Here is a 19,747-nt window from a genome sequence, read left to right on the forward strand (position 1 = left end):
CTTCGGTATATCATCCTGCAGGCCATGAGCAGCCTTATAGACGGTGATATCGTTCCAACCCTCACGGATAAGAAATTTCAGAAGTTCAGAATCCTCAATCGAAACAATTCCACCCTCAACAATTATTTTGGTTGGGCTTGAAACAGTTGGATAAGGCACAAACATTTCACCATCTGCAGGAACATGAAATTTTGCTCTGTATGTTTGCTTTAGTGCATCCTTCGTTTCTTGCTTATCATCCTTAATTTCTGGAGGAGTATTGATCTTCTCTTGATCAGGAATCGTTTTCTGTTCCACTGATGGTGTGTCATTCGTTAACTCTTGAGATTCCCTCTCGGAAAGCGGAGATAACATTTCACCATCTGCAGGAACATGAATCTCTGCATTGCCGTTTTTTTCGGGGATTGTAAGTTCTTGAGGAATCGGAGACGGATTTTGGTCCGCCTCCTCTTGCTCTGGTCTGTTAACTTTACCCATGGATTACTCCGGTTTAAGTCCGTTAATAATAACAGAGCTTTGTTCAAATCTCATCGTCGGGGTACCATATGAATATAGCATCGCCTCAACGTAATCACCTTGCTCTTGAATTTGCTTTACAGTGGTAAAGCCCGTTTCTAACGAAGGGGATTCGTCAAGATACTTGAATCCACCCATTCCTTGGAGATCATCCAAGTCCCATAGAAGAACACTCTCACTGTTAACTCCTGCATCCGCAACTGGTGGGAGATCATCCTTCATTTTCCCATAAACACCCTGCGAAGGAATTCCGGAAGAATCGGAAGTAATAGTTTTTACATCAATGGAAGTTACATATCCGGTAGGGTCGCCATCAGCGTTGTATGTCCTTGCTGCGTAGACTCCGACTAATCGGTAATCAGCAGCAACACCGGTTGTACAAGCATACACTCGATACCAAATCGCATTTTTGTCTTGAGCAAATTGAATTGTAACCTTTTGCGCTGATCCGCCACCGTTCACTACAATGTTGGCTGGCGCGGATGCCATGGATTGACCAGTGAAATTGCCAGTTACATCCAACTTTCTCATAATCTTAGTTACTTTAAAGTAATAGGTAGCATTCGCTAAACTACCACCTGTTGCAGCTTGAGATAGGATTATCGAACCCATTGTATCAATGGAAGGATTGGAATAGCCTCCACCTAGTAGTGTGGTAACTCTGATTGGAATGCCGAGTAGAGTCTGAGGCCAAAGACCAACGTGAGTAGAAAATGGAAGACCGCTATTATTGGCAGCGTTCACATCTTGAGTGATTCGCACTTTATCTAAAGCGAAATCGGAAAGATATCCGGCCATTTCAGGGGTCATTAACCAAACTCGTTTGTTCGCCTCACCACCATTCCTCATTGATCTTACGTATGCGTTTTTAAATACATTGATGTTAGTCGGCTTTGTTGGAACACCGTTTGTAAATGCACTTACTCTGTTAGTTTGAATGTTGACATCTAGAGAGTTTTCCCATCCGCCAAATGCCTTGTCCGAAGGGTTTCCAAGTATTGGATTATCCCAAAGAATCCCTAAAGCAAAGTCCATTGAAAAAGCACGTGCTTCCGCGGCCCAAGTTGCGGAGACCATGTCGATATAATCTTCCGAAGACTTCTTTGCAAGATTCCAAACTTTGACTCTCGATTTCTTCGCTTTGATATACACTTCACCACGGTCGAATGGAGAAGATCTATATTCACCTTGACCCTTCTCTCCAGAGAACGATCCAGGATCACGAAAGCCTGTTTGCTTCGGATATTCATACTTGCGGGAACCCGGCAATCCCTCCGATTTAAACGGAGTTGCATCAACCAATTCGTTAATGGGATTCATATACTGAATCATATTCGTCAAACGTTGAGAAAGCGCATAAGGAATCAAAGCTGGTGCGTCGGAGACGCCTGCGCCTGTTGCCTTATACACTTGCTGGATGGACTTTACAAGGTTTTCTTCGATTTTTGATAGTAGAGCATTATCCATTACTCTTTTCTCCTGGGAAAGATTTCTTAAGAGTTTCTCTTAATTCCTTAACTGTAGTTTGCGCGTTTGGTGGTTGGGACTGATCCTGTGGTTTAGCAACAAGCTCTACTCCTAAAGTTGCTAAAGGAGCGGATAGCGCCTTGATAACAACTTCCGCATTCTGACCTACTGTTGCAGGTTGACCTGACTGCCCGCCTTGTTTTGGAGGAGGTGCCTGCTTGTTCACGATTCCGACCGTTGCAATCTTATCGAAGATATCGCATAGTCCGACTAGGACGTTGTTCTGGTCGGCAAGCTGCTTCTTAAGAACTGCTAGTTCGGAATTCATGCCGAGCATCGGGTTAGCAGCCTTTCTAATTTCACCGGTGATGCGTTTGATCTCGTTGTCCGGAACTCCTAATTTCTTTAGGTTCGCAGCTGTCTTGTTGATCTCGGACTCAACGTTCGGATCAGCCATTTCGGAAACGGCGTCTTTGTTCTTCTTCTTTTCCGGATCATCATCCTGTTTGCCGTCTTCGGATTCCTTTGCAGCAGTAGCCTGCTCGGTAGATCCTTGTCCTGGGTTTAGGAGAGTATTGAATATTTCTCCTAACTGATTGAGCGCTTGTTGCACTTGTTGTGCCAAGGCCTGTTTCTGATCATCGCTGGCGGGTTGTTGTCCACCTGCAGCGGGATCTCCACCGGCATTGTCTTTGTTCTTATCCTCGTCGGACGGATCCGTAGAGGTTGCCTGGTCTCCCATATTGTCTCCTGTGGCGGAATCCGCCGTTGATTCGTTTTCGTTGTCTGGAAAATTAAAATTGTATTTCGCGAACATTCCTAGACGAAGGTCTCGGTATTCGTCATAAAGAGCGGTAAGTCTTGCTTGTTTGTTTTCTGGAGTGTCTTCCGACTCGAGAACCTCTTGCTCTTTCTTACTGAGAGCGCTTTCAGTTTCCCATGTCTCATCATAGAAATTTCTCACTCGATCACGCGCTTGAATTTCCTCTGAGAGCTCGCCTTTGCTTACCGGTTTCGGTTTGCCCTCTTTCGCTGAATGGAATTGCTTAAAGACTTTTTCGATCGTGGAGAAATCTTCCTGAGGATAGGCACCACGTGTCACCGCTGCAACCGCATCGATCTCAATCCAATCAAGATCATTTCCGGATTCCGTTTTGATTACATCCTTCTCATCAAGAAGACCTTGGATTGAGAATTGGCAGATTCGCGTAGGTCGTTTATAAGGCTCCTCACCGCGAGTCATCGCCCAAAACTGTTTTGCTTTCTTTACGTATGCGATGTCAAAGTTCGGATTGTCCTCTACGTCGAAGTCATCGAATAAACGGAAAACAGTTTTCCACTCTCCTTGCTCATCGATGAATGATTGAGTATCGTCTAATATTCCGATTTGATTTTCGAGAAGGTTGTCTGTGTGCGGATGAACTAAGAGAATGGATTTTTCTTTTGACTGTTGCTCGAAACCTTTGACGCACTTATCCGTCATTCGTTCCGTGTGCGCATCGCGCTTGAGAGATCCGGAAGAAGTCCCAACGACGTATTTTCTTTCACGTCCGCTCGCGTCTTTCTTGACGAATGTTGATTTTTGAATTGGATCTCTTCGGTAGTGAAGAGCTTTGAACGTCTCGTGAGACGCAGGAATGAGATCGATTGAAATTAAATGCTTTGTAGATGTAGATATGGCCATGGTACGTCTTTAGCGACGATCCCAACCCGGTGGCCATTCCGAGCAGGATCGGTTGATCGAGGTTTGCCTAACCCGAGACCAAACTAAAGAGCAAGTATTTTTTTATTTTATCCGAGGAATTTTTTGAGGATACGATCGAGTTCTTCAAGCATCTCTGCACGAATCTCTTTTTTGATTTCTTCTACCTGTGATCTAACACTTTTGGAAGCCACTTTTGGAGATCTGTCCTCGTATTCTCCGAAGTCTTCGAGCTTTATACTTTCCGAATACCGTGCGAGGCTTCTATGGATGGCATGGCGATCAAAGTAAGAGCATTCTTTTTCTACCATCGCATGATCTTCAAGATACTGTTCAATGTATGCGTCTTTGTCGATCGTGATTGAACGTTCTCGCCTCCGATCTAATATGATATCGGAGTTTTCTAAATCATCGAATGCAGCAGGTCCAGAATAAATGTCGAAAGGATCACCTTTAGGGATTATTCCGAGAGCATGGTAAGTCCCCATATATTCGGGGCGTATCGTACAGATTCCAGTGCAAACTCGCTTTAGCGGGCAATTCTTTACGTCCAGCCAGAGAGAAATATCGTACACTCTTTCTCCAGATACGTACAATTCTGATCCTTTAAGCAAAGAGACCAAGGAAATTAGGCGCTTAAATTGCTTGGAGAGCTCCTCCGACCTTACTATGAGCAGGGATTTGGAGCGAGATTGTTCGAATTTTCCGGAAATGTGCAATGCCTCTGGAATATTTCCCGAATGACTCTTGGAATTAAACCGGATTTCGAACATTCTGAAAGCGTAACATTGCTCAGTTTTGTTTGTCCACCCCTTTTAATTGCTCACTTCTTGGTAAGTTGTACAATCTGAACACTTTTAATGTAGTTGAAGAGAAAATCCTTTTGGTCCCCAGGCGATTCACTCCTAGGCTTACTCGGTGGTGGCTTCTTTACGATACGATATCGTTCCTCACAATTGCAACCTATGATCTCCCCAGCGGGTAACGAAGGATCGTGAGGACCCTCCACCATGTAGGTCTTTCCATCAGCGCCCTTGAGTTTGAATTTCTTATCCATAGGGATTTCTGATTTCGTCGTCATGCTTTGGTGATTGTCCCTCGCATTTTTGGAAAGGGATCCGTTGTGGACCCAGGATTTCATTATAGAGAAGTCTGGAAGTTCTTTCTGCGTCATCTTGAGGTATTCTCTTCTCACCCCGTTCAAGAGAGTCCGCGTCTCTGTCACTGCGATGGTATGCAAATTCGATGGTATTCCGTAAGGAGGAGAGTTCTTGGTATAACCCTCGAAGTATCCTTTCAATGCGGTTTCTACTTTTTTTGAAATGTCTTTGCGTATCGCGCCGGTCTTTGTTTGCGTAGGCTCCGCATCAAGGACACGTTTAATCACCTTCCGAATCTCATCTCGGCGGGTTTGCGACAAAAGTTTCGCTTTGTCCGCACCCTTAATCAGTGAAGAGGATCGTTTTAGGGCATAGGAAATTTCCGGAGGTCCGAAGTCTTTCTCCTTATCTCCTTTCGGGAGGATGCTCTTTAAATTCTTGTGAAGGCGATCCTTGTCGGCTTGGAGTATTGAGGATGAGATTTTTTCCTGATTTTCTACTACGATCCGCTTTATAAGATCTGAGTAATTCTTTCCATCCCACTTCCCTTTATACTGAGACTTTAGCTTTGCCCATGCAATTGCACGAATTGGATCCGGACCATCATCGTCATCATCTGCAGCATTCGAAGTCTTGTTTCCCTTATCCTTGATTACTTCTATAGTAATGGGATCATGATCGAAAAGGTCAGAGATCGCGTCTTCGACCTGTTGTGCGGACCACTTCTTAGCAACACCCTTCCGAAGAAGTGAAAGGGATTGTTCCTGAACTACGATAAAGACCGTCTTGAGCTCCGCTACCATATCATAGGTCAGATCAAAGAACTGCTTAGACTGAATAACAGGCTGGTAGAATTTCTTCACGATACTTGCACCAGATATTTGTATTTTGTCATCTTCATCAGCTGCTTGTTTGGTAGCTCTACGTAGAAGTATAAATGTTCGCGATCCTCTTCCATAGTCTCGTGAAGGATCCGACTTAGATATACAAATCCCCCGATCGTTACGTTGAGATGAGAATCATCCCTTAACAGGAGCCGGGTTCTTATGATTTCCATGTTTCCAGAACTTCAAGTTCCTTAATCCCTGTTTCACCTTGAAGCGGACGATGCGGAAGGTTCCCTTCACATAGTACCAGAAGGGAGCTGGGCGAACGATGATGTACTGAAACTTGTTATTCGGCTTTGCTAGATAGTCCGTTACCGTGACGTACATCTTCCCATTTAGAGGCCACACGTAACCTTTCGGAATTATGAGAGCATGGCCTTTCCGTCGTTTAAGCTTTACCGGGATTTCTATATTGTTTCGGTTCCTCCATTGAAGAACCTTCTTCAATAGGACAAGGATTCCAACCATGAGAAGGACCTGGACGGATCTCCAAAAAGAGAGTTGGACGGGTTGTTGTGCGGTGGCTGTACTCATAGTTTTTTCCTTAGTTCCTTTAATTCTTTAATCGAATTCATTAGATCGTCGGTGCTCGGTGATGCATTCGAGGTTGGGAGTTCGTCGTCAGCAGGATTGCTAGTTGGATCCATTCCCAGGATCGTTTCCCGTATCTCATTGGCAGAAACGGAAAGAGAATCGCGAGCCTCCTTGGCTTTTGCGAATTTCTCGGAGTCGCTATCCGTGGACATGTGACGGAGTTCCCAGAGGATAGGTCTTCCTCCGTTATCAGTCATCTTTCCAAAACGATTCGGGAAGATTTCAAATGTGAATAGCTTCTCGAGCGCGGTAGCCAAAGGCTTTATAGACTGTAAATTATAAAGTTCTCGTTGCGATTCGGCTCCTGCTTTCGCAATCATACCGCCAGTGTCTGTTACTCCGAGTTCATTGGGTGTTGCTCCGAACACTCGCCCGATGATTTTCTCGATCTTATCTTCTCGCGCTGCATGATCGGCGATGGTATTCTCTTTCGAGAGGTCGAAGAGTTTCGCATCATTTCCTTTTTGCTTAAGCATCCGGACTGCTTTGTCCTTCTGTTTCTCGTTCAGGATTTGCTCTTGTCGTTCTAAGTCTCGCGGATCCACCTTCGTGAAATCGTTCATCTGCTCCCCTGTCGGAAGTTGCATATTTGAATCCACTACAAAGATTACATACTGCGGTGGTTTCTCTTGATTCGCATGTTCTGCCATGAAAGTTGCGAAATTAAAGTTTTCGGAAATCTGTTGAACGACGGCATCGAGTGGCTTCATCCCATAGACCACGGCGGAGTTCGGCATGTAGAATGACATGGCTAAGTCGGTCGGAAGGAAAAACTGAGGTTCCTGCATTCCATATCCGGACATTCCGTACATCAACTGAATATAGAATTCTGGCATACCCGCTTTAATTCCGGGAACAGGAAAAACGGATCCGCCCGGAAGGACCCACAGCCCATCAAAGAAATCGTTTGGATTCTGAGTAGCAGCTCGTCCATGGATAAGCATATCCTGAGCCCACTGCAAAACGTATTCATTAAATCCTTGAACGTTTGCTTCGCGATATACACCCTCATCGACGATTTCAAATTTCTTGGTAACCTGCATCCAATCTTCAATCTGAGCACATGAGATCCCCATTTCTTTCTTCTGAAATTTGGACCACATTCTCAAGCAGCCAGTAAAGTTTGAGAGGTCTTGCTTGAGCTCGAACGATCCTAGGTATCTCCAGATCTCTAAGTAGTATTTTTCCTTTCGGGCTTTGGAGTATAGGTTGATATCTGCATCGTCAATTTGATCGTAACGCCACTTTAGAGCTTTGAGATCGTCTGCGATCTCGTCCTCTATCGATCGTGAAGGAACGACTTTTCGATCAAGACCTGCAAGGATTTGAGACCGTTGAGTTACAAGAGAGAATACGTTATGATTGAGCTTGAAGATTTCGAGACATTGCCAAGGATCCAGAGAAAACCAATTGTTTAGAACTTTGACCTTTGCATTTCTTAGGGTTCCATGCTTATCTCTTGCCGATCGATTTACAAATGCCTCTGGAGAATATACCGCCCAACCTTGCCCTTGCGTGATCGGATCCGCGTTTCCAATCCGGAGAGATTCTTCTATACTGTAGGGATTCTTCTGGGCCATGGTTACTTTTCCTTGTTCTCTTCCGGTTTTTCAGGAGTGGAAGGAATCGGAGATCTCGTTTGCTTGTATGCTCCTGTTCCTCTTGATTGCTTATACGTATTACTCACAGCCTCACCTCTCCTTCGCTTCCACCAGTGTTCCTCATGTATACCCAGAGCTTCCGGGCTTGGTTAAAATATACGCAGGTGTGGAAGTAGTGGTCTGCGTCTGTTCCTTCATTCCAAGTATAGCGATCGCCCTTCTCGTCGTACGTGCGAACAGGGGCTTGCATGTGATTGTAAAAATCTCCAGAGTCGTGAGATTCGATGTTCATCGGAAGACGAGCATGCTTCTTTGCGAAGAACGACTTCACTTCGTCCATCTCGAACGTTCTATTCACAACCATTGTGCGATCGTTGACGTTCACTCGCTCTTTCGTCTCAGTCCTTGCGGTGGGTCCTGAGTTGTATGTTACGCTGTACATCCACGGATACTTCTCTTTGAGATCGCGTACGAGTTGGAGTTCCGGACCAGCGTCGATCGCACCGATGCAAACATTATACCGAGCGATGACTTCGAAGAGACCTTCTTTCCGAGTAGTCCATCCAGCGAATACAAGATCCCACTTCTCCTTATCGAAGTTCTGATACCATATTGAAAAATGAATTCGGGATCCCGGGTCAATACCAATGAGACACTGTCCTCGATGCGTCTGCGGGAATCGGTAATTTGGATCGATGTTCGCATCCAGGATTTCTTTCGTGATCTGCGTTCCAGCAGCGGTGTACGGGAGACCAAGATCCCCATTATAAAAGCGTTGGAGAGCAACATCGTCCTGGAGTCCTTCTTTATAACGGTCTATGATCTCCATGAGAGAAACTTTTCCCGCAAAGATCTTTGATACCTGGTATCCTCGGATGTCGCTATCTGCAGTTTTTTCCCAGAATCCCGGACCTTTACGATCCACCGGTCTTCCGCATTTGTCACAGATAAGCCTCGGTTCAAGTCCCGGTCTCCAATCTTTGTCGTAAGGTTTTCCGGTGATGTCCGCGACATGCTTAAAGAAATCTGGTTTTAGATCGTGGCCACAAACGTCTCTGTGATGGATATTCCAGTTTCGTTGATCGGACTTTCTCCAACGCTTGGAGATTCCTTTTCCGTTGTGGGTTGGGTTCGAAATCCATCTCCGGATCCTGTAGTCCGAGAACGAGAGTCTTTCTTCCGCCATGGGAACGTTTGCGGGTTCGCATTGGTCCTCCTCGTCAATTGTGGCGGCATCGGCGGTGACCATTGTAAATCCGGAGGGAGCATTCGAACCAACGAATGTAAGGTTTACGCCTCCGTAGATCTTCATGGATTTGTTATCTACTTCAAGATCAGGAAGGTCACGCATGCGATCTTGGTAGTACGGGGAAAAGGAAATGCACTTCTCTAGCTTTCCAGATAGAAACTTATTGCGGTCGTTCTCCGTTGGCAGTACGTAAAAATGTGCGAGTCCGAACTCGGCTAATGCGAGCATCGTAACGATCGCCCATTCTGTTTTTCCCCACTGTGTACAAGCCATGATTAAAGTGTCTAAGTCCCAAGCCTCTTGATATAGTTCGTAGTAAAAGTCATCCGGTGTTATTATCAGCTTTTGGTTCTTCTCGTTTCTGTGCTCCGTCACTGCCAGAGCCAGAGCCGCTGACATCGGTTCCGATAGATCGTTTCTTAACACCTTTCAAAAGTCCTTGGTCCGCTAGTTGTTTCAGTAAGCCACCGTTGTTATTTTTTAGTTCAACCTCTTGTTTTGCTTTTCCCAGGAGGCGATCGATGTATTTGTCAAAATCAAAGAACTCACCTTTATCAACCTTCTTCGCCCAAACTTTACAGAGGATCACAACTGCAGGATGGTAAGAATCTCGAACCTTCCTCTCGATTGCGGTGAGTTTCGATTCTGGTTTCGCCATCCTCAGAACGTCCGACCAGGAAAATCCCGAGAGAATCAGATACGCCTCTGCAAGATCAGATTTGAGAAGTGCTCTCGCCTCACGCTCCACATCGGTGAGAGGCGTGCGTCCTTTGAGGTTTCCGGATTGCCCCGGCTTCCAATCACGACCGCCTGTCTTCTTTCCTTTCGCCACTTTTTCGCTGCTTTATCGGTGCTCTTGACCCTATGGATATGCTTTCGCCTATGAATTCGGCTGGGGAAGGTCAAGTTAAAATTAGGTATCGAATATCATTCCGAGGTTATATCGTTTCTCAGCCAGAGCGATCTTGGATTCCGCTTTCTTGAAGTGATCCGCTCTCTGTTCCACGCCGATGAAATCCATCCCAAGTTCAACTGCAGCAATGCCGGTGCTCCCTTGACCCATACAGTTGTCTAAGATCATCGATCCTGGTTTCGCGTATGACTTGAGGAGGAATCGCATTAGTCGAAGTGGTTTCTGTGTGGGGTGCATTCCTGGTTCGGATTCGCTTGGAAAACAGAGGACCGAGTCGGGATATCTGGATCCGTCATCGATGTATTGGTAATTCTCGCTTTTCTCACCCGAAATTCGGAATAGAGTAGAGTCTTTCCCCTGCCCCATTGTTTTTCCCTTACGGCGATAGCGTGGGTCTATCTCGTATTTGATCGGATTGTAATAAGGTTTTTTCCGGTAGAAGATCAGAATGTTTTCGTGCGACTTGTTCGGCATAATCTTGGCATTAAGAAATCCAGAGGCTTTAGTCTTATACCAGATTAGTTCGTATCGGAATAGTTTCGGATTAGAATTGATTAGGTAGTTTGTGAAAGGTTGAGATCCAGTGAGAATGATCGGAGCATTCTCCTTCGCTATACGAAGATAATCAGGCCAAAGGTGCTCCATAGGAATTACAATATCCCAGTCGCAGTCCGTTGTTCCGTATGGAAGGTCACAAAAGATTAGGTCTACAGATTTGTCCGGAATAGTCGGAAGTATTTTCCTGCAGTCAGCGTTGAACAGTGTATAGGTCATTGTGCTCGGACCTGAAATAAAGGTTCGTGCAGTCAACTCCTGAGACAAATTCCTCAGCAATAAATTCGTATGTGGTATATCCTATATAGGAGATTCTCAAATCGGGATCCTTCGATCTGAGCCTCTTCCGATTTGGATTACTTCCTTCTTAGTTCTACGAGAATGAAAAGGACTATTGTTAAATATAAAATGGTCTCTGCCATAGAGGCTACCTCCTTACTAGTATATTTAATTAGTAGGAGGTTTCTTTTTTATTTTTTTTACGAGTGGCAGCGAAAAGTTAAGGAGTCGGCGTTGTCTCCTTTGGTTGTCCAAATTTGAGTCCGATATCGAAAAGAAGCAGCCAAACATCATCGAACCAATGAGAGACCATTCTCCGCATCAATCCGATATCCTCGCCTTTCGCAAAGAGAGCATAGATAGGAACTCCTCTAGCGTATGCAGCTCCAACCTCTGCCCACGCATCCTTTCCGGAAGGACCTAAGTAGATTACGAGGTCTGCGCTCATCGCTGAATTAACATCATACTCAAAGCATTCCTTTCCATCTGCAGACATTACCCATTTATCGAAGCTCATCTCAATTGCAAGGGGATCGTTAACATAAAAGTTCGCCTCCTTCTCTATGAAGGAATTCACTTCAAGACCTCGATCTCTAAGTTCTCCAGTCAAGAGTTCGACTGCGTGTTTATGCTTCCAAGATGCTGCGATGTATGCGTTTTTCTTATCTTGATTCATATTAACCATCCATCTAAATCGAAGTTATCTGGAAATTCGACCATATCAACGGTTTTGCCTGCCAGAGAGTGTTGGCAGTCCTGCAGGAATTCTAACCTTCCCTCTTTCACAAAAAGGTGGCAGGTCGTTTCCTCCGGAATATCTTCGTGTGCTGGAAAGTAAGTTCTGACAGAAGGTCTAATTGTCGGAGTTTCCAAGGATCCACTTGTTTCCCATCTGTTGATACCAATGATGACAGTATGAGGAATTTTACATCCTGGGCAGAAGAACATATAATAATCACCGCCAGATGGATGCGGTGTACTATGTTTAACTAATTTCATAATCCCGTCCTTAATTCCAAGCGGTGGTTGCACCGCAATTTACGCACTGACTCCCTTCTCCTGGATCAGTTCCACAGTATTTGCATTCACCAGCGATTATCGAGCGATATCGTTTCAGTTCTCCGATTTTATACTCGCCGTTGTTGAGAGATGGTGAAGGCAATACCTCTACGTAACCACCATGACCAAAGTGATATCTAAAGCTGTCGTAAACTGTGAGAAGTCTTTGGAGAGTCGCGCTGTCGTTCAAAGTTGGAATTACCTCTCGATCCACCATGATCGCCCAATCTTCAAAAGAAACATGAATCTTCGCAAAAGTCTGATTGGTTTCCTTTAGCTCTTTCTCTATGAGATCCTTTATTTTTGAGATCGTCATCCTTTCCGGAATCGATTTTTTATTTGATTCGCCAAATACTAAACCTTCGAATATATCACAAAGCTCAATCAGTCGTTTGTTCATCTACCGCCTACCGTCGTGATCACAGTCTTCAAAGTCTTTCCCTGAAAGAAACATGCATCTCCCCAGACACATAGAAAGATAGTCAGCAGTGTAAAGCAGAGCGAAGAGAACCAAGTCCCTTGATTTTTTTCCTTAGATTCCATGTGGAAACTCCTGGTGTATTTTTCCATCGAGCTCGTTGCCACGTTCTTTAGGTCGTGCACCTCCCCACTGTTTGAAGAAGAAAGGGACATCTGCCTCCTGGCACTGGTCCCGTAGAAAGCGGATCCAATTTGGATCAACAGGTCGATGACTGGGACCTGATTCTCCCCCCACGATTACCCAATCTATCGAAGAACAAACTCCGCAAAAATCGCCATCGGAGTTATATACTTCACCACTGAGCGAATCGATACCATTCTTTACTCGGGTAAGGTCTACTTCACCAAGCAGAGGTTCACAAGATAGGAAACGTACTGCAGCTGGGCATTCCAGAAGAATCGGGATCCGTTCGTCTGCTGCCTTCTGATTTTCAACCGATACTCCAAGCCAGACATTAGGAAGAGGCCATTTGGGAGCGTACGCATTCATTTCTCGGTTACGCATGTGGATGTGGATAGAGATAAACCGTGTCGTGTTTTTCAAATATTCTCGCATTCGGTGAGGACGCTTTGTTAGTACTTGAAAAATATGCTTTGAATTTAACGCCATTTCTGCAAAAACCTGATCAACAAAATCAAAAGGAACATCTTGATGGAAAAGATCGGACATAGAGTTTACGAAAATCTTGGAAGGTTCCTTAATCCTAAAGGGTTCACTCAACTTGTGCGGTTTTAATCGTATCTGTGAAAATGGTCTGTCCTTCCATTCACCGAATTTCCTCTTCGAAAGAGTTTCCGCATAACAGTTCTTGCATCCTGCTGATACCTTCGCGCAACCTGTGACAGGATTCCATGTGTGGTCGGTCCATTCGATCTTGCTATTTTGCATTGAATCCCTCTTTATAGAAAAGGAACACGAGTCCAAATCCAAGGATCGTAATCTGAAAGATGGATATTCGTTCCGTTTCTCTATCCTCGAGAAAGATTCCAAGGAGATAAAATCCGTTAAACCAGTGGGACCAATAGTTCCTTATAAAGATTCTCCCCTGCTGCCACTCGTAAAGTTCATGTACTGGTCTTGGAAACGCTTTGATCCTTAACCATTGCACTTCGAACCACAATTTCACTTTTTCCAAAATTGATTTCATAGGTCCCCACTTGCTTCAATAGTATCTATTTCTATATTCTTGAAATCAGGACGAATTGTTGGCTTTCTACGATCTGGTTTGTGTCGATTTAGATTCTTAATACCGAGATGCGTTTCAAGCCTCGTCCTTATAGAGTCTTTCCCAATCTCCGTTTTACTTCTAAAAGCAAAGATCCCCTCTTCGACTATTCCATGGCGTTCGACGGAATATGGTAGAGTGAATGTGTATTTAAGATCCGTAATCTCCTCTGCCATCTTTATCTTCCGCATCTCTGCATCCTTTTCGATTGCAGGCTCGAGAATCGACTTCATTGTCTCAATCAAACCGCTGACTACTGGGTCCTCGTGATGTGTGTTTATAACCATTTTTCTTTTTCCTAAAATAAACTTCTTTGTGTGATTGCACCTGGTGATATATAGAGTGCCTCGGTTCGCTCCTTTGATTCGATCTCCACTCCTGCCACCATACAGTTTGCAAGAGTCTTTGTAGTGACTCGTTCCCATCCGTTTTCTTCGCAAAGGATACGCTCATAAAGCGGATGAATGTAGTGGGAAATGACTGACATGCTGCGAACTTGTGCGGCTGCACGTAGGATCCGCTCGTGGCCTTCCACGGTCTTAAATTCGTGAATGTATAGTTTTTTACTTTTACGAGTCTCCTCAATATAAGGCAGATCGATGTAGTTCAACGTTTGCGGGGTTTCGTAAGTTCGAATCGATTCTTCCGCGTCTCTTCCTTCGATAAGAACTCCTCTAAATCGTTCTCCGATCTGGTACAGATGTTTAACTTGGGCAAAAAGACGAGAAGGATTGTGACCCCCCCTCCCATCTAAATTTCCTCTGTTTCTAAAATCTATATTTGAGGATCGAATATCGTTTGCCCGCATGGACATCCAACACACGCAATAAAAAAGATATGCTCTCCTAAGAGTGTTAGGCCTTCCTGAAAGAAGTTCTGTTGTCGCATTTTTTAATACGTATTCATGATATGGACTCCACTGAATCAAGCGGATCAATTCCATGCACTGCTTTCGATCTTGAAGGATTTGGAAGAATGACTGGATGTTTATATCAACGTCGTTCGCAACTTCGAAAGATGAACGGGGTTTTGCAAGTAGAACGGATCCTGCTCCTAAGCAAGTTTCCACGTACGTGATGTGCTTAGGGAAATGCTCTATCACCCACTTACGGAGACGAAATTTTCCTCCGTTGTATTTGAGTGCTGGGCGATCTATAGTAAGATCAGGAGTCATGCTTCACCACTCCGTACATGCAATACAGAAAGGATTCGATATATCTTTCTTCTCTAATTGTAAAAGGACCAACGCCCGTTCATACGTAATGAAATTACATCGACGGATCCAAATTTTATCTTCTTCAGTCTGCTGCCGAAGAGGACTCCCATACACTTCCGGGTCCCACCACATTGATCGCGTAGATTTGTCAATTTCTCCCGCATACATTGAATCAAAGATTTCTTGTAACTTTTCTCCATATTCCTTTCTTGCGGCAAGGACACAGGACAGCAGAGAACGACCAACCCACGTTTCATACTCATTAATCCGATAGACTCTTAGTAGTGAAAGTGATCTCTTATTTTCGCTAATATAGTATTCACAATCACACTGGATATGCTCCGGATCTGGCTGACCGCAGCATCCTACATATCTCCCCTCTTCATCATGAATCTTCCCGCAGCAAACAGGTTCGACTGTCCATCCTTGGCCTTGGCAATTTGGGCACACTGCTGTATTCATTACGCCGCCCCTGCTCGTGTTTTTCCTTGGGACTTTTTATGCGTGGTAATCTTTGCAGTCGGAGTCGCCTCTACGGTAAATCGATCTATCGCTTTCAAGATATCGTAATTCCCAATACCCGAGAAGCCGGATCCGCTAACTCCGTGACCAGAACCGTGAACGATGATTCCTCCGTTTGTTCGTTTGATCGTAAGATGATCGAAGTAATTCGTAAGAAGACTTTCTAGTACTTTCAAGCCATCGATGGAGTGCTGATTGAGAGGAAGTTTCGTCACCCCCATACTCATGACAGTCTTATACTCCGGAGTCTTTTTCTCAACGCGAGTCAGATTACATGCTTGAGCACAGAATAATCGTCCGTCAATGTGTTTGATCAAGAACCGATACTTTCGGGAAACCTTCACAATGTGGCTTCGAAACTTCGCATGATGTTTCTTATAAAGTTTGTGAACGTCGGTTTGAGGTGGAACGGATTCGATAATCAAACCGAGATTCTCTTCTTCCCTCGTTCCCTGACGCCATTTTACGACATCCATCTCCTTAAATCCATTATCGCCTGTTTCGCCAATATTCATTGTTATCTCCTTTATATTCACTAACCTGTGATCGTTCCGTCCATTACTGCCTGGCAGAATAAGTTGAAATCACTTACCTGCTTCGGGCCAGCGAGACGAAGATGTAACTGTTCGAGTCGTCTGATTTTCTCCTCACGCACGATGTCTATCTCATCATCGTGGATACCGAGATCGTGCTGCAGTTGGTCCATCATGTTCCGGACATCTGCCATCTCTTCGATGATCTTTCGCTTGTTGTCACTGCAAGGGTGGATCGTGAATTTACTGATTGCTTGGATCAGTTCTGCGAGCTCCTCACAAACTTTCACCCTTTGACCCGCAGGGGAGAACACTTCCCGTGCTTTCAAGATCACGCTTTCTGGAACTTTAAAATTGCTCATGATGCCTTCCTGAAACCGATCGATGCCCAGTCATCGTTGAGCTGCATGATCTCATATTCAACAGCAGGGTATTGAGTTAGCATTTCCTTGATCCGCTCTATGTTTACAGTACGAATCTGATACTGGAATTCCCCTCTCCCCCACTTTAAATATCCGTAAAGTGTTCCGAATTCAACGCCGAGAACGAACGAGTTCTCTCGTGATTCGGATATGAGCTCGTTGTTATCTATTTTAAACGGGACCGCTAACCCATGGTGGTCAGATGAACTATCTTCCATTTCTGTATTTCCCTCCGGAGAATTTCGTTGATCCAGATACCAGTCGATTCGTTTGATCGCTTCCTTGTATCCCACCGCGAAGTATGCTGCGTATCCTCGGTTTCTAAGTTTGCTTATTGTAACGTGCTGTTCGCGTATTACTCGGTCCGCAACGAGACCTTGCTTGGGACGGAATATCTGAGTGCCGTCCGGTTTCACTACCAGAAAGAGACCAGCAAAGATTCCGCTCTTCTGGAGGATCATTATCGATTCGCGTTTCATTTCGTAGTCTCTGTCTTGCACATACGTTGAGAGACCTTTCGACTTCGCGTACTCGTAGATTAATGTTCGGAGTGACTTCAAGCTGCGTCACCTCCGAGGGGAAGATGCGAACCACGTCCAAAAACTATAAGAGCAGCATCCCGCGCATGTTCCGAGGTACGTTTGGTCCAACCGGTATACTTCTTGAAATCTTGGGCATTCCACTTTGTTCTTCCAGCCATAGGGTGGACCATCTCGAACGGAATTTTATTTTTAGTAAGAAACTTTTCCCAGATCGTGCAATCTCGCTTAATTGATCCAGCACCTTGTAATTTTCCTCTTCCATTCTTTCCGAACCATTTTCGTTTTCGCGCATCTTCCACAAGAACAAGCAGGTCCTGCCGCATATCTATGAGGCCTGGAATCGGTTTACCGATGTTATCGGTAAGTTTCTTGATCGCTTCATCGATACTTAAAGTGCATATTTCTTCGAACTTTCTTGTCTCGGTGTTCCAAACTGCGAACCCGGTTTTCGTTCCTGGGTCGATTCCGATATAGTATCTCGGCTTCAATACTTCTGCGATCATGCAGTTTTTCCTATTAGGTTGTGATAACGTGCGGTTCTTTCTTCCCAATTGGAAAGCCACTTCTCCAGCTGCTTCTTTGGCCATTCTTGATTGCGTCCGATATCATCTAACCAATGTGGATACACTGGAGCTGCGGTGTGAGAGAGGACGTCGTAGCGTTTTAGAAATTCCTCTGTAGTAAACGAGTGACGAACTTCCCTCTTTCGGTATGAAACTATCTGGAAGTATCCGGAGTCGCCATGTCGGTGAAAATCGGATCTACAAAGTTCCCGAGATTGTTTGTCTTCGACGAGACAGACTGCAGCTGGAGCGAGTCCCATGACTAAGCGGTCTCCTTGAGGAGGTGCGTTTCAGCTCTGCGATCCCTTACGTAGTCTTGAGCCTCTCTTTCAAGATCGCTTAAAATTTCTAATCCGATATCGGAGAGAGATCTTCCTTTAAGATATTCGGTAAAAAGTTTTGGAGTTTTGAATTTTCCATCAAGATCTTCTTCCCTATTCTTTCCTTTCTTAATGATAAGACCAGAGACTTGAATTTTCTTTCCGTCCTTATAACTGAATTCAACTGTCTCGATGCGCAATGCATTGAACGGATCTTCAAAGCCGAATTCTAAGAAGTCGTTAACCTCGAGTGCTAATCCTTGAAGTGCTTTTAAGAAAGAATCTTTCGGGCGATCGTTATGCTTTAGCCCATATTCGCCGCCATATTCAGAAAACTTAATCTGGGTAATACCCTTCTTGAACTGTATCTTATCGAAGAACATGTGATTCTTTCTCCTTCTTGTTTGTTGTGATTTCTAGATTTATAACTTTGAAGTCGATCACCCATACCCATGGGTTCTTCTTCCACTCCCCTTTCCCGTGAAGGTGATCCCAAAGAAGAGCATACTTGAGAATTGGTAACCCAGTTACGTTCGTAGCCGATATAAGACCTTCACCATAGGAGTGGACAACCTCCCCTTCCTCTATTTGGATTCCTTCCGCCTTCGCATCCTGGATCGATATTGAATTGAGTCGCTCTACTCGAAGATTTGTTATTTCGAGCTGGATCCGCGATGCCTCGCGAGGCATATGGATTGAGGGTTTCCAACCTGCAAACGCAAAGAGTTTGTAACCACCTCTAAACCTTACCCACCGATGCTGCTCATCCTTGTATTGGATCAGCATGTCGTATTTTGGGTAGTCGGCGTCAAAGCCCATACTTCTCCAGGTTTCTCGTACCCAAAGTTCTCCACCGATGTTGCCGTATACGGACTTCGGCTTAATCTCGAAACGCTCGCCAGACCATCGGTTCACGAATACATAGGTCCATCCGTTCTCCGTACTGTGAAGTTCCCAATCATCAGGACATTCATTGATTTTATCTAATCTAGTAGTTCGGCGAGTTACCGTTTTACTTCCATCAATTACGGAAGGGATCAACTGCTCAGAAAAAATAATCGATTTCTCCTTCATGCGACTCTACCTCTCTCCCTTTCCTTCCACTTATCAAGCAGCAGAAAGAGAGTTGTATGCTTTACCTCGGGTCGAAAAGGATCCACCCAACAAGACGTATCCTGTTTTTCGTAAGCCTCTGAAATAAGTTCGTTCGTTGTTCGACTTAGATTTTTCTTTGCCCACTCGACAAACCCGATCGGAACGAGCGGCATATGATCTTTAGTTGTATCTAGAGAAGGATCTTTAATTCCATTCGCATCCATAGGTATGCGAAACTGATCTGCACCCTTGGGAGGCGAAACAGAATCGCCAGTAGGAGGTGTGGTCTTCGTTGATTCGCTAGGCTTTTGAGTCCGCGAATCGGATTTGTTCTCTGGCTTCTGCATTGTAACTTTTATGTAAGTCGTGTCGGTCAGTGGGAGAGTGTAAGAAGGAGTAACTTTCCAAAAGACGTTGCCTCTTCCAGTTCTACGGGATCCAAGGCATTCCCATTTCTCAAGATCCCTTTTAAGCTGCGAGATCCTGCGAATCGTAAAATCCTTTAACCCTTCCATTCTCCGTATTCTGTTTACCTCATCCGCGATATGTTGAAGCTTCGCGGTCCAAGACTCATTTCCTCCTATCATTTTATAAATAACTGCAAGCACCTGCAGATGGTTCGGGCGACTGGATAATCGTACCAATACTCTCAATGAGATCAGTGCGAAGTAGTCCGGTTCGTACCGCTCGATTACGACAGCATTCTCTTCTATCGTTTTCTCTATCAAACGGAGACCTCCTCCTTGGTTGGAACTTTATATATTTTGCGAATAGTCGATTCCAACTCCTCGACAGAATTCGTTGTTTTGACCAGACGATGATTTGAGAAGATGCGAATCTCCGAATCGATCTCTACCTTCGTATCGCATGGACCATTAAATGTCTGAGGAACCCCAGGCATCATCG

General features: G+C 44.8%; 23 protein-coding genes. All 23 read right to left on the bottom strand.

Translation table 11 applies throughout. The features are described from left to right. On the bottom strand, positions 1 to 477 hold a 477-nt coding region (locus EHO65_RS18145), incomplete at its 3' end, for a hypothetical protein (RefSeq protein ID WP_135775962.1). Positions 478 to 480: 3 nt separating this feature from the next. Then, positions 481 to 1,983 carry a hypothetical protein gene (locus EHO65_RS18150; protein ID WP_135775963.1) on the bottom strand — a complete coding sequence of 501 codons (1,503 nt, stop codon included), beginning with the start codon at positions 1,981 to 1,983 and terminating at the stop codon, positions 481 to 483. Continuing rightward, positions 1,976 to 3,667, bottom strand: a complete 1,692-nt coding sequence (locus tag EHO65_RS18155) for a hypothetical protein (RefSeq protein ID WP_135775964.1) — start codon at positions 3,665 to 3,667, stop codon at positions 1,976 to 1,978. Before EHO65_RS18155 ends, EHO65_RS18150 begins: the two co-directional genes overlap by 8 nt. A 107-nt stretch (positions 3,668 to 3,774) precedes the next feature. Further along, positions 3,775 to 4,173 (bottom strand): hypothetical protein, encoded by a 399-nt coding sequence (locus tag EHO65_RS18160; RefSeq protein ID WP_135775965.1) that lies wholly within the window; start codon positions 4,171 to 4,173, stop codon positions 3,775 to 3,777. Positions 4,174 to 4,508: 335 nt separating this feature from the next. After that, positions 4,509 to 5,648, bottom strand: a complete 1,140-nt coding sequence (locus EHO65_RS18165; RefSeq protein ID WP_135775966.1) for a hypothetical protein — start codon at positions 5,646 to 5,648, stop codon at positions 4,509 to 4,511. A 156-nt stretch (positions 5,649 to 5,804) separates the two neighbouring features. Then, positions 5,805 to 6,206, bottom strand: a complete 402-nt coding sequence (locus tag EHO65_RS18170; RefSeq protein WP_135775967.1) for a hypothetical protein — start codon at positions 6,204 to 6,206, stop codon at positions 5,805 to 5,807. Next, entirely contained in the window at positions 6,203 to 7,846 is a 1,644-nt protein-coding gene (locus EHO65_RS18175; protein WP_135775968.1) for a phage portal protein, read from the bottom strand. The genes EHO65_RS18170 and EHO65_RS18175 overlap by 4 nt, the downstream gene beginning before the upstream one ends. A 103-nt stretch (positions 7,847 to 7,949) precedes the next feature. Then, positions 7,950 to 9,515: a phage terminase large subunit family protein gene (locus EHO65_RS18180; protein WP_244243580.1), complete on the bottom strand. Its 1,566-nt coding sequence runs from the start codon at positions 9,513 to 9,515 to the stop codon at positions 7,950 to 7,952. After that, complete coding sequence (locus EHO65_RS18185) at positions 9,439 to 9,948, bottom strand: hypothetical protein (protein WP_135775969.1); 510 nt, start codon at positions 9,946 to 9,948, stop codon at positions 9,439 to 9,441. Before EHO65_RS18185 ends, EHO65_RS18180 begins: the two co-directional genes overlap by 77 nt. Before the next feature lie 81 nt (positions 9,949 to 10,029). Further along, complete coding sequence (locus EHO65_RS18190) at positions 10,030 to 10,803, bottom strand: DNA-methyltransferase (protein WP_135776027.1); 774 nt, start codon at positions 10,801 to 10,803, stop codon at positions 10,030 to 10,032. 280 nt (positions 10,804 to 11,083) lie between these two features. Next, a complete protein-coding gene (locus tag EHO65_RS18195; RefSeq protein WP_135775970.1) occupies positions 11,084 to 11,539 on the bottom strand; it encodes a hypothetical protein in 456 nt (151 codons plus the stop codon). Beyond that, positions 11,536 to 11,862: a ubiquitination-like system serine protease family protein gene (locus tag EHO65_RS18200; protein ID WP_135775971.1), complete on the bottom strand. Its 327-nt coding sequence runs from the start codon at positions 11,860 to 11,862 to the stop codon at positions 11,536 to 11,538. Before EHO65_RS18200 ends, EHO65_RS18195 begins: the two co-directional genes overlap by 4 nt. A 10-nt stretch (positions 11,863 to 11,872) precedes the next feature. After that, on the bottom strand, positions 11,873 to 12,322 hold the full coding sequence (locus EHO65_RS18205) for a hypothetical protein (protein ID WP_135775972.1): 450 nt from the start codon (positions 12,320 to 12,322) through the stop codon (positions 11,873 to 11,875). A gap of 132 nt (positions 12,323 to 12,454) precedes the next feature. Beyond that, positions 12,455 to 13,291 (bottom strand): DUF5131 family protein, encoded by an 837-nt coding sequence (locus EHO65_RS18210; protein ID WP_135775973.1) that lies wholly within the window; start codon positions 13,289 to 13,291, stop codon positions 12,455 to 12,457. Positions 13,292 to 13,546: 255 nt separating this feature from the next. Beyond that, positions 13,547 to 13,915: a hypothetical protein gene (locus EHO65_RS18215; RefSeq protein ID WP_135775974.1), complete on the bottom strand. Its 369-nt coding sequence runs from the start codon at positions 13,913 to 13,915 to the stop codon at positions 13,547 to 13,549. Positions 13,916 to 13,926: 11 nt separating this feature from the next. Next, positions 13,927 to 14,802, bottom strand: coding sequence for a DNA adenine methylase (locus EHO65_RS18220; RefSeq protein WP_135775975.1), 876 nt, complete (start codon positions 14,800 to 14,802; stop codon positions 13,927 to 13,929). A gap of 503 nt (positions 14,803 to 15,305) precedes the next feature. Then, positions 15,306 to 15,881 (bottom strand): hypothetical protein, encoded by a 576-nt coding sequence (locus EHO65_RS18225; RefSeq protein WP_135775976.1) that lies wholly within the window; start codon positions 15,879 to 15,881, stop codon positions 15,306 to 15,308. A gap of 20 nt (positions 15,882 to 15,901) precedes the next feature. Next, positions 15,902 to 16,261 (bottom strand): nucleoside triphosphate pyrophosphohydrolase family protein, encoded by a 360-nt coding sequence (locus EHO65_RS18230; protein WP_135775977.1) that lies wholly within the window; start codon positions 16,259 to 16,261, stop codon positions 15,902 to 15,904. After that, the gene (locus tag EHO65_RS18235; RefSeq protein WP_135775978.1) at positions 16,258 to 16,800 is read right to left on the bottom strand and encodes a hypothetical protein; all 543 of its coding nucleotides are present in this window, start codon (positions 16,798 to 16,800) and stop codon (positions 16,258 to 16,260) included. The genes EHO65_RS18230 and EHO65_RS18235 overlap by 4 nt, the downstream gene beginning before the upstream one ends. A 77-nt stretch (positions 16,801 to 16,877) precedes the next feature. After that, positions 16,878 to 17,450 carry a hypothetical protein gene (locus EHO65_RS18240; RefSeq protein WP_244243581.1) on the bottom strand — a complete coding sequence of 191 codons (573 nt, stop codon included), beginning with the start codon at positions 17,448 to 17,450 and terminating at the stop codon, positions 16,878 to 16,880. 238 nt (positions 17,451 to 17,688) lie between these two features. Then, positions 17,689 to 18,129, bottom strand: a complete 441-nt coding sequence (locus tag EHO65_RS18245; protein WP_135775979.1) for a hypothetical protein — start codon at positions 18,127 to 18,129, stop codon at positions 17,689 to 17,691. After that, positions 18,116 to 18,820: a hypothetical protein gene (locus tag EHO65_RS18250; RefSeq protein WP_135775980.1), complete on the bottom strand. Its 705-nt coding sequence runs from the start codon at positions 18,818 to 18,820 to the stop codon at positions 18,116 to 18,118. Before EHO65_RS18250 ends, EHO65_RS18245 begins: the two co-directional genes overlap by 14 nt. Further along, entirely contained in the window at positions 18,817 to 19,569 is a 753-nt protein-coding gene (locus EHO65_RS18255; RefSeq protein ID WP_135775981.1) for a hypothetical protein, read from the bottom strand. The genes EHO65_RS18250 and EHO65_RS18255 overlap by 4 nt, the downstream gene beginning before the upstream one ends. Between the last annotated feature and the right edge of the window lie 178 nt (positions 19,570 to 19,747).

The organism is Leptospira andrefontaineae, assembly GCF_004770105.1.
GTDB classification, from domain to species: Bacteria; Spirochaetota; Leptospiria; order Leptospirales; family Leptospiraceae; genus Leptospira_B; species Leptospira_B andrefontaineae.

What these genes read in the sequence shown, in the direction of transcription:
- EHO65_RS18180 (WP_244243580.1), bottom strand. Translation starts at nt 9,515, where the DNA reads ATGTCAGCGGCTCTGGCTCTGGCAGTGACGGAGCACAGAAACGAGAAG.
- EHO65_RS18210 (WP_135775973.1), bottom strand. Translation starts at nt 13,291, where the DNA reads ATGCAAAATAGCAAGATCGAATGGACCGACCACACATGGAATCCTGTC.
- EHO65_RS18205 (WP_135775972.1), bottom strand. Translation starts at nt 12,322, where the DNA reads ATGAACAAACGACTGATTGAGCTTTGTGATATATTCGAAGGTTTAGTA.
- EHO65_RS18195 (WP_135775970.1), bottom strand. Translation starts at nt 11,539, where the DNA reads ATGAATCAAGATAAGAAAAACGCATACATCGCAGCATCTTGGAAGCAT.
- EHO65_RS18225 (WP_135775976.1), bottom strand. Translation starts at nt 15,881, where the DNA reads ATGAATATTGGCGAAACAGGCGATAATGGATTTAAGGAGATGGATGTC.
- EHO65_RS18150 (WP_135775963.1), bottom strand. Translation starts at nt 1,983, where the DNA reads ATGGATAATGCTCTACTATCAAAAATCGAAGAAAACCTTGTAAAGTCC.
- EHO65_RS18215 (WP_135775974.1), bottom strand. Translation starts at nt 13,915, where the DNA reads ATGGTTATAAACACACATCACGAGGACCCAGTAGTCAGCGGTTTGATT.
- EHO65_RS18235 (WP_135775978.1), bottom strand. Translation starts at nt 16,800, where the DNA reads ATGAAACGCGAATCGATAATGATCCTCCAGAAGAGCGGAATCTTTGCT.
- EHO65_RS18175 (WP_135775968.1), bottom strand. Translation starts at nt 7,846, where the DNA reads ATGGCCCAGAAGAATCCCTACAGTATAGAAGAATCTCTCCGGATTGGA.
- EHO65_RS18170 (WP_135775967.1), bottom strand. Translation starts at nt 6,206, where the DNA reads ATGAGTACAGCCACCGCACAACAACCCGTCCAACTCTCTTTTTGGAGA.
- EHO65_RS18160 (WP_135775965.1), bottom strand. Translation starts at nt 4,173, where the DNA reads ATGGGGACTTACCATGCTCTCGGAATAATCCCTAAAGGTGATCCTTTC.
- EHO65_RS18250 (WP_135775980.1), bottom strand. Translation starts at nt 18,820, where the DNA reads ATGAAGGAGAAATCGATTATTTTTTCTGAGCAGTTGATCCCTTCCGTA.
- EHO65_RS18220 (WP_135775975.1), bottom strand. Translation starts at nt 14,802, where the DNA reads ATGACTCCTGATCTTACTATAGATCGCCCAGCACTCAAATACAACGGA.
- EHO65_RS18240 (WP_244243581.1), bottom strand. Translation starts at nt 17,450, where the DNA reads ATGGCCAAAGAAGCAGCTGGAGAAGTGGCTTTCCAATTGGGAAGAAAG.
- EHO65_RS18200 (WP_135775971.1), bottom strand. Translation starts at nt 11,862, where the DNA reads ATGAAATTAGTTAAACATAGTACACCGCATCCATCTGGCGGTGATTAT.
- EHO65_RS18245 (WP_135775979.1), bottom strand. Translation starts at nt 18,129, where the DNA reads ATGTTCTTCGATAAGATACAGTTCAAGAAGGGTATTACCCAGATTAAG.
- EHO65_RS18230 (WP_135775977.1), bottom strand. Translation starts at nt 16,261, where the DNA reads ATGAGCAATTTTAAAGTTCCAGAAAGCGTGATCTTGAAAGCACGGGAA.
- EHO65_RS18155 (WP_135775964.1), bottom strand. Translation starts at nt 3,667, where the DNA reads ATGGCCATATCTACATCTACAAAGCATTTAATTTCAATCGATCTCATT.
- EHO65_RS18190 (WP_135776027.1), bottom strand. Translation starts at nt 10,803, where the DNA reads ATGACCTATACACTGTTCAACGCTGACTGCAGGAAAATACTTCCGACT.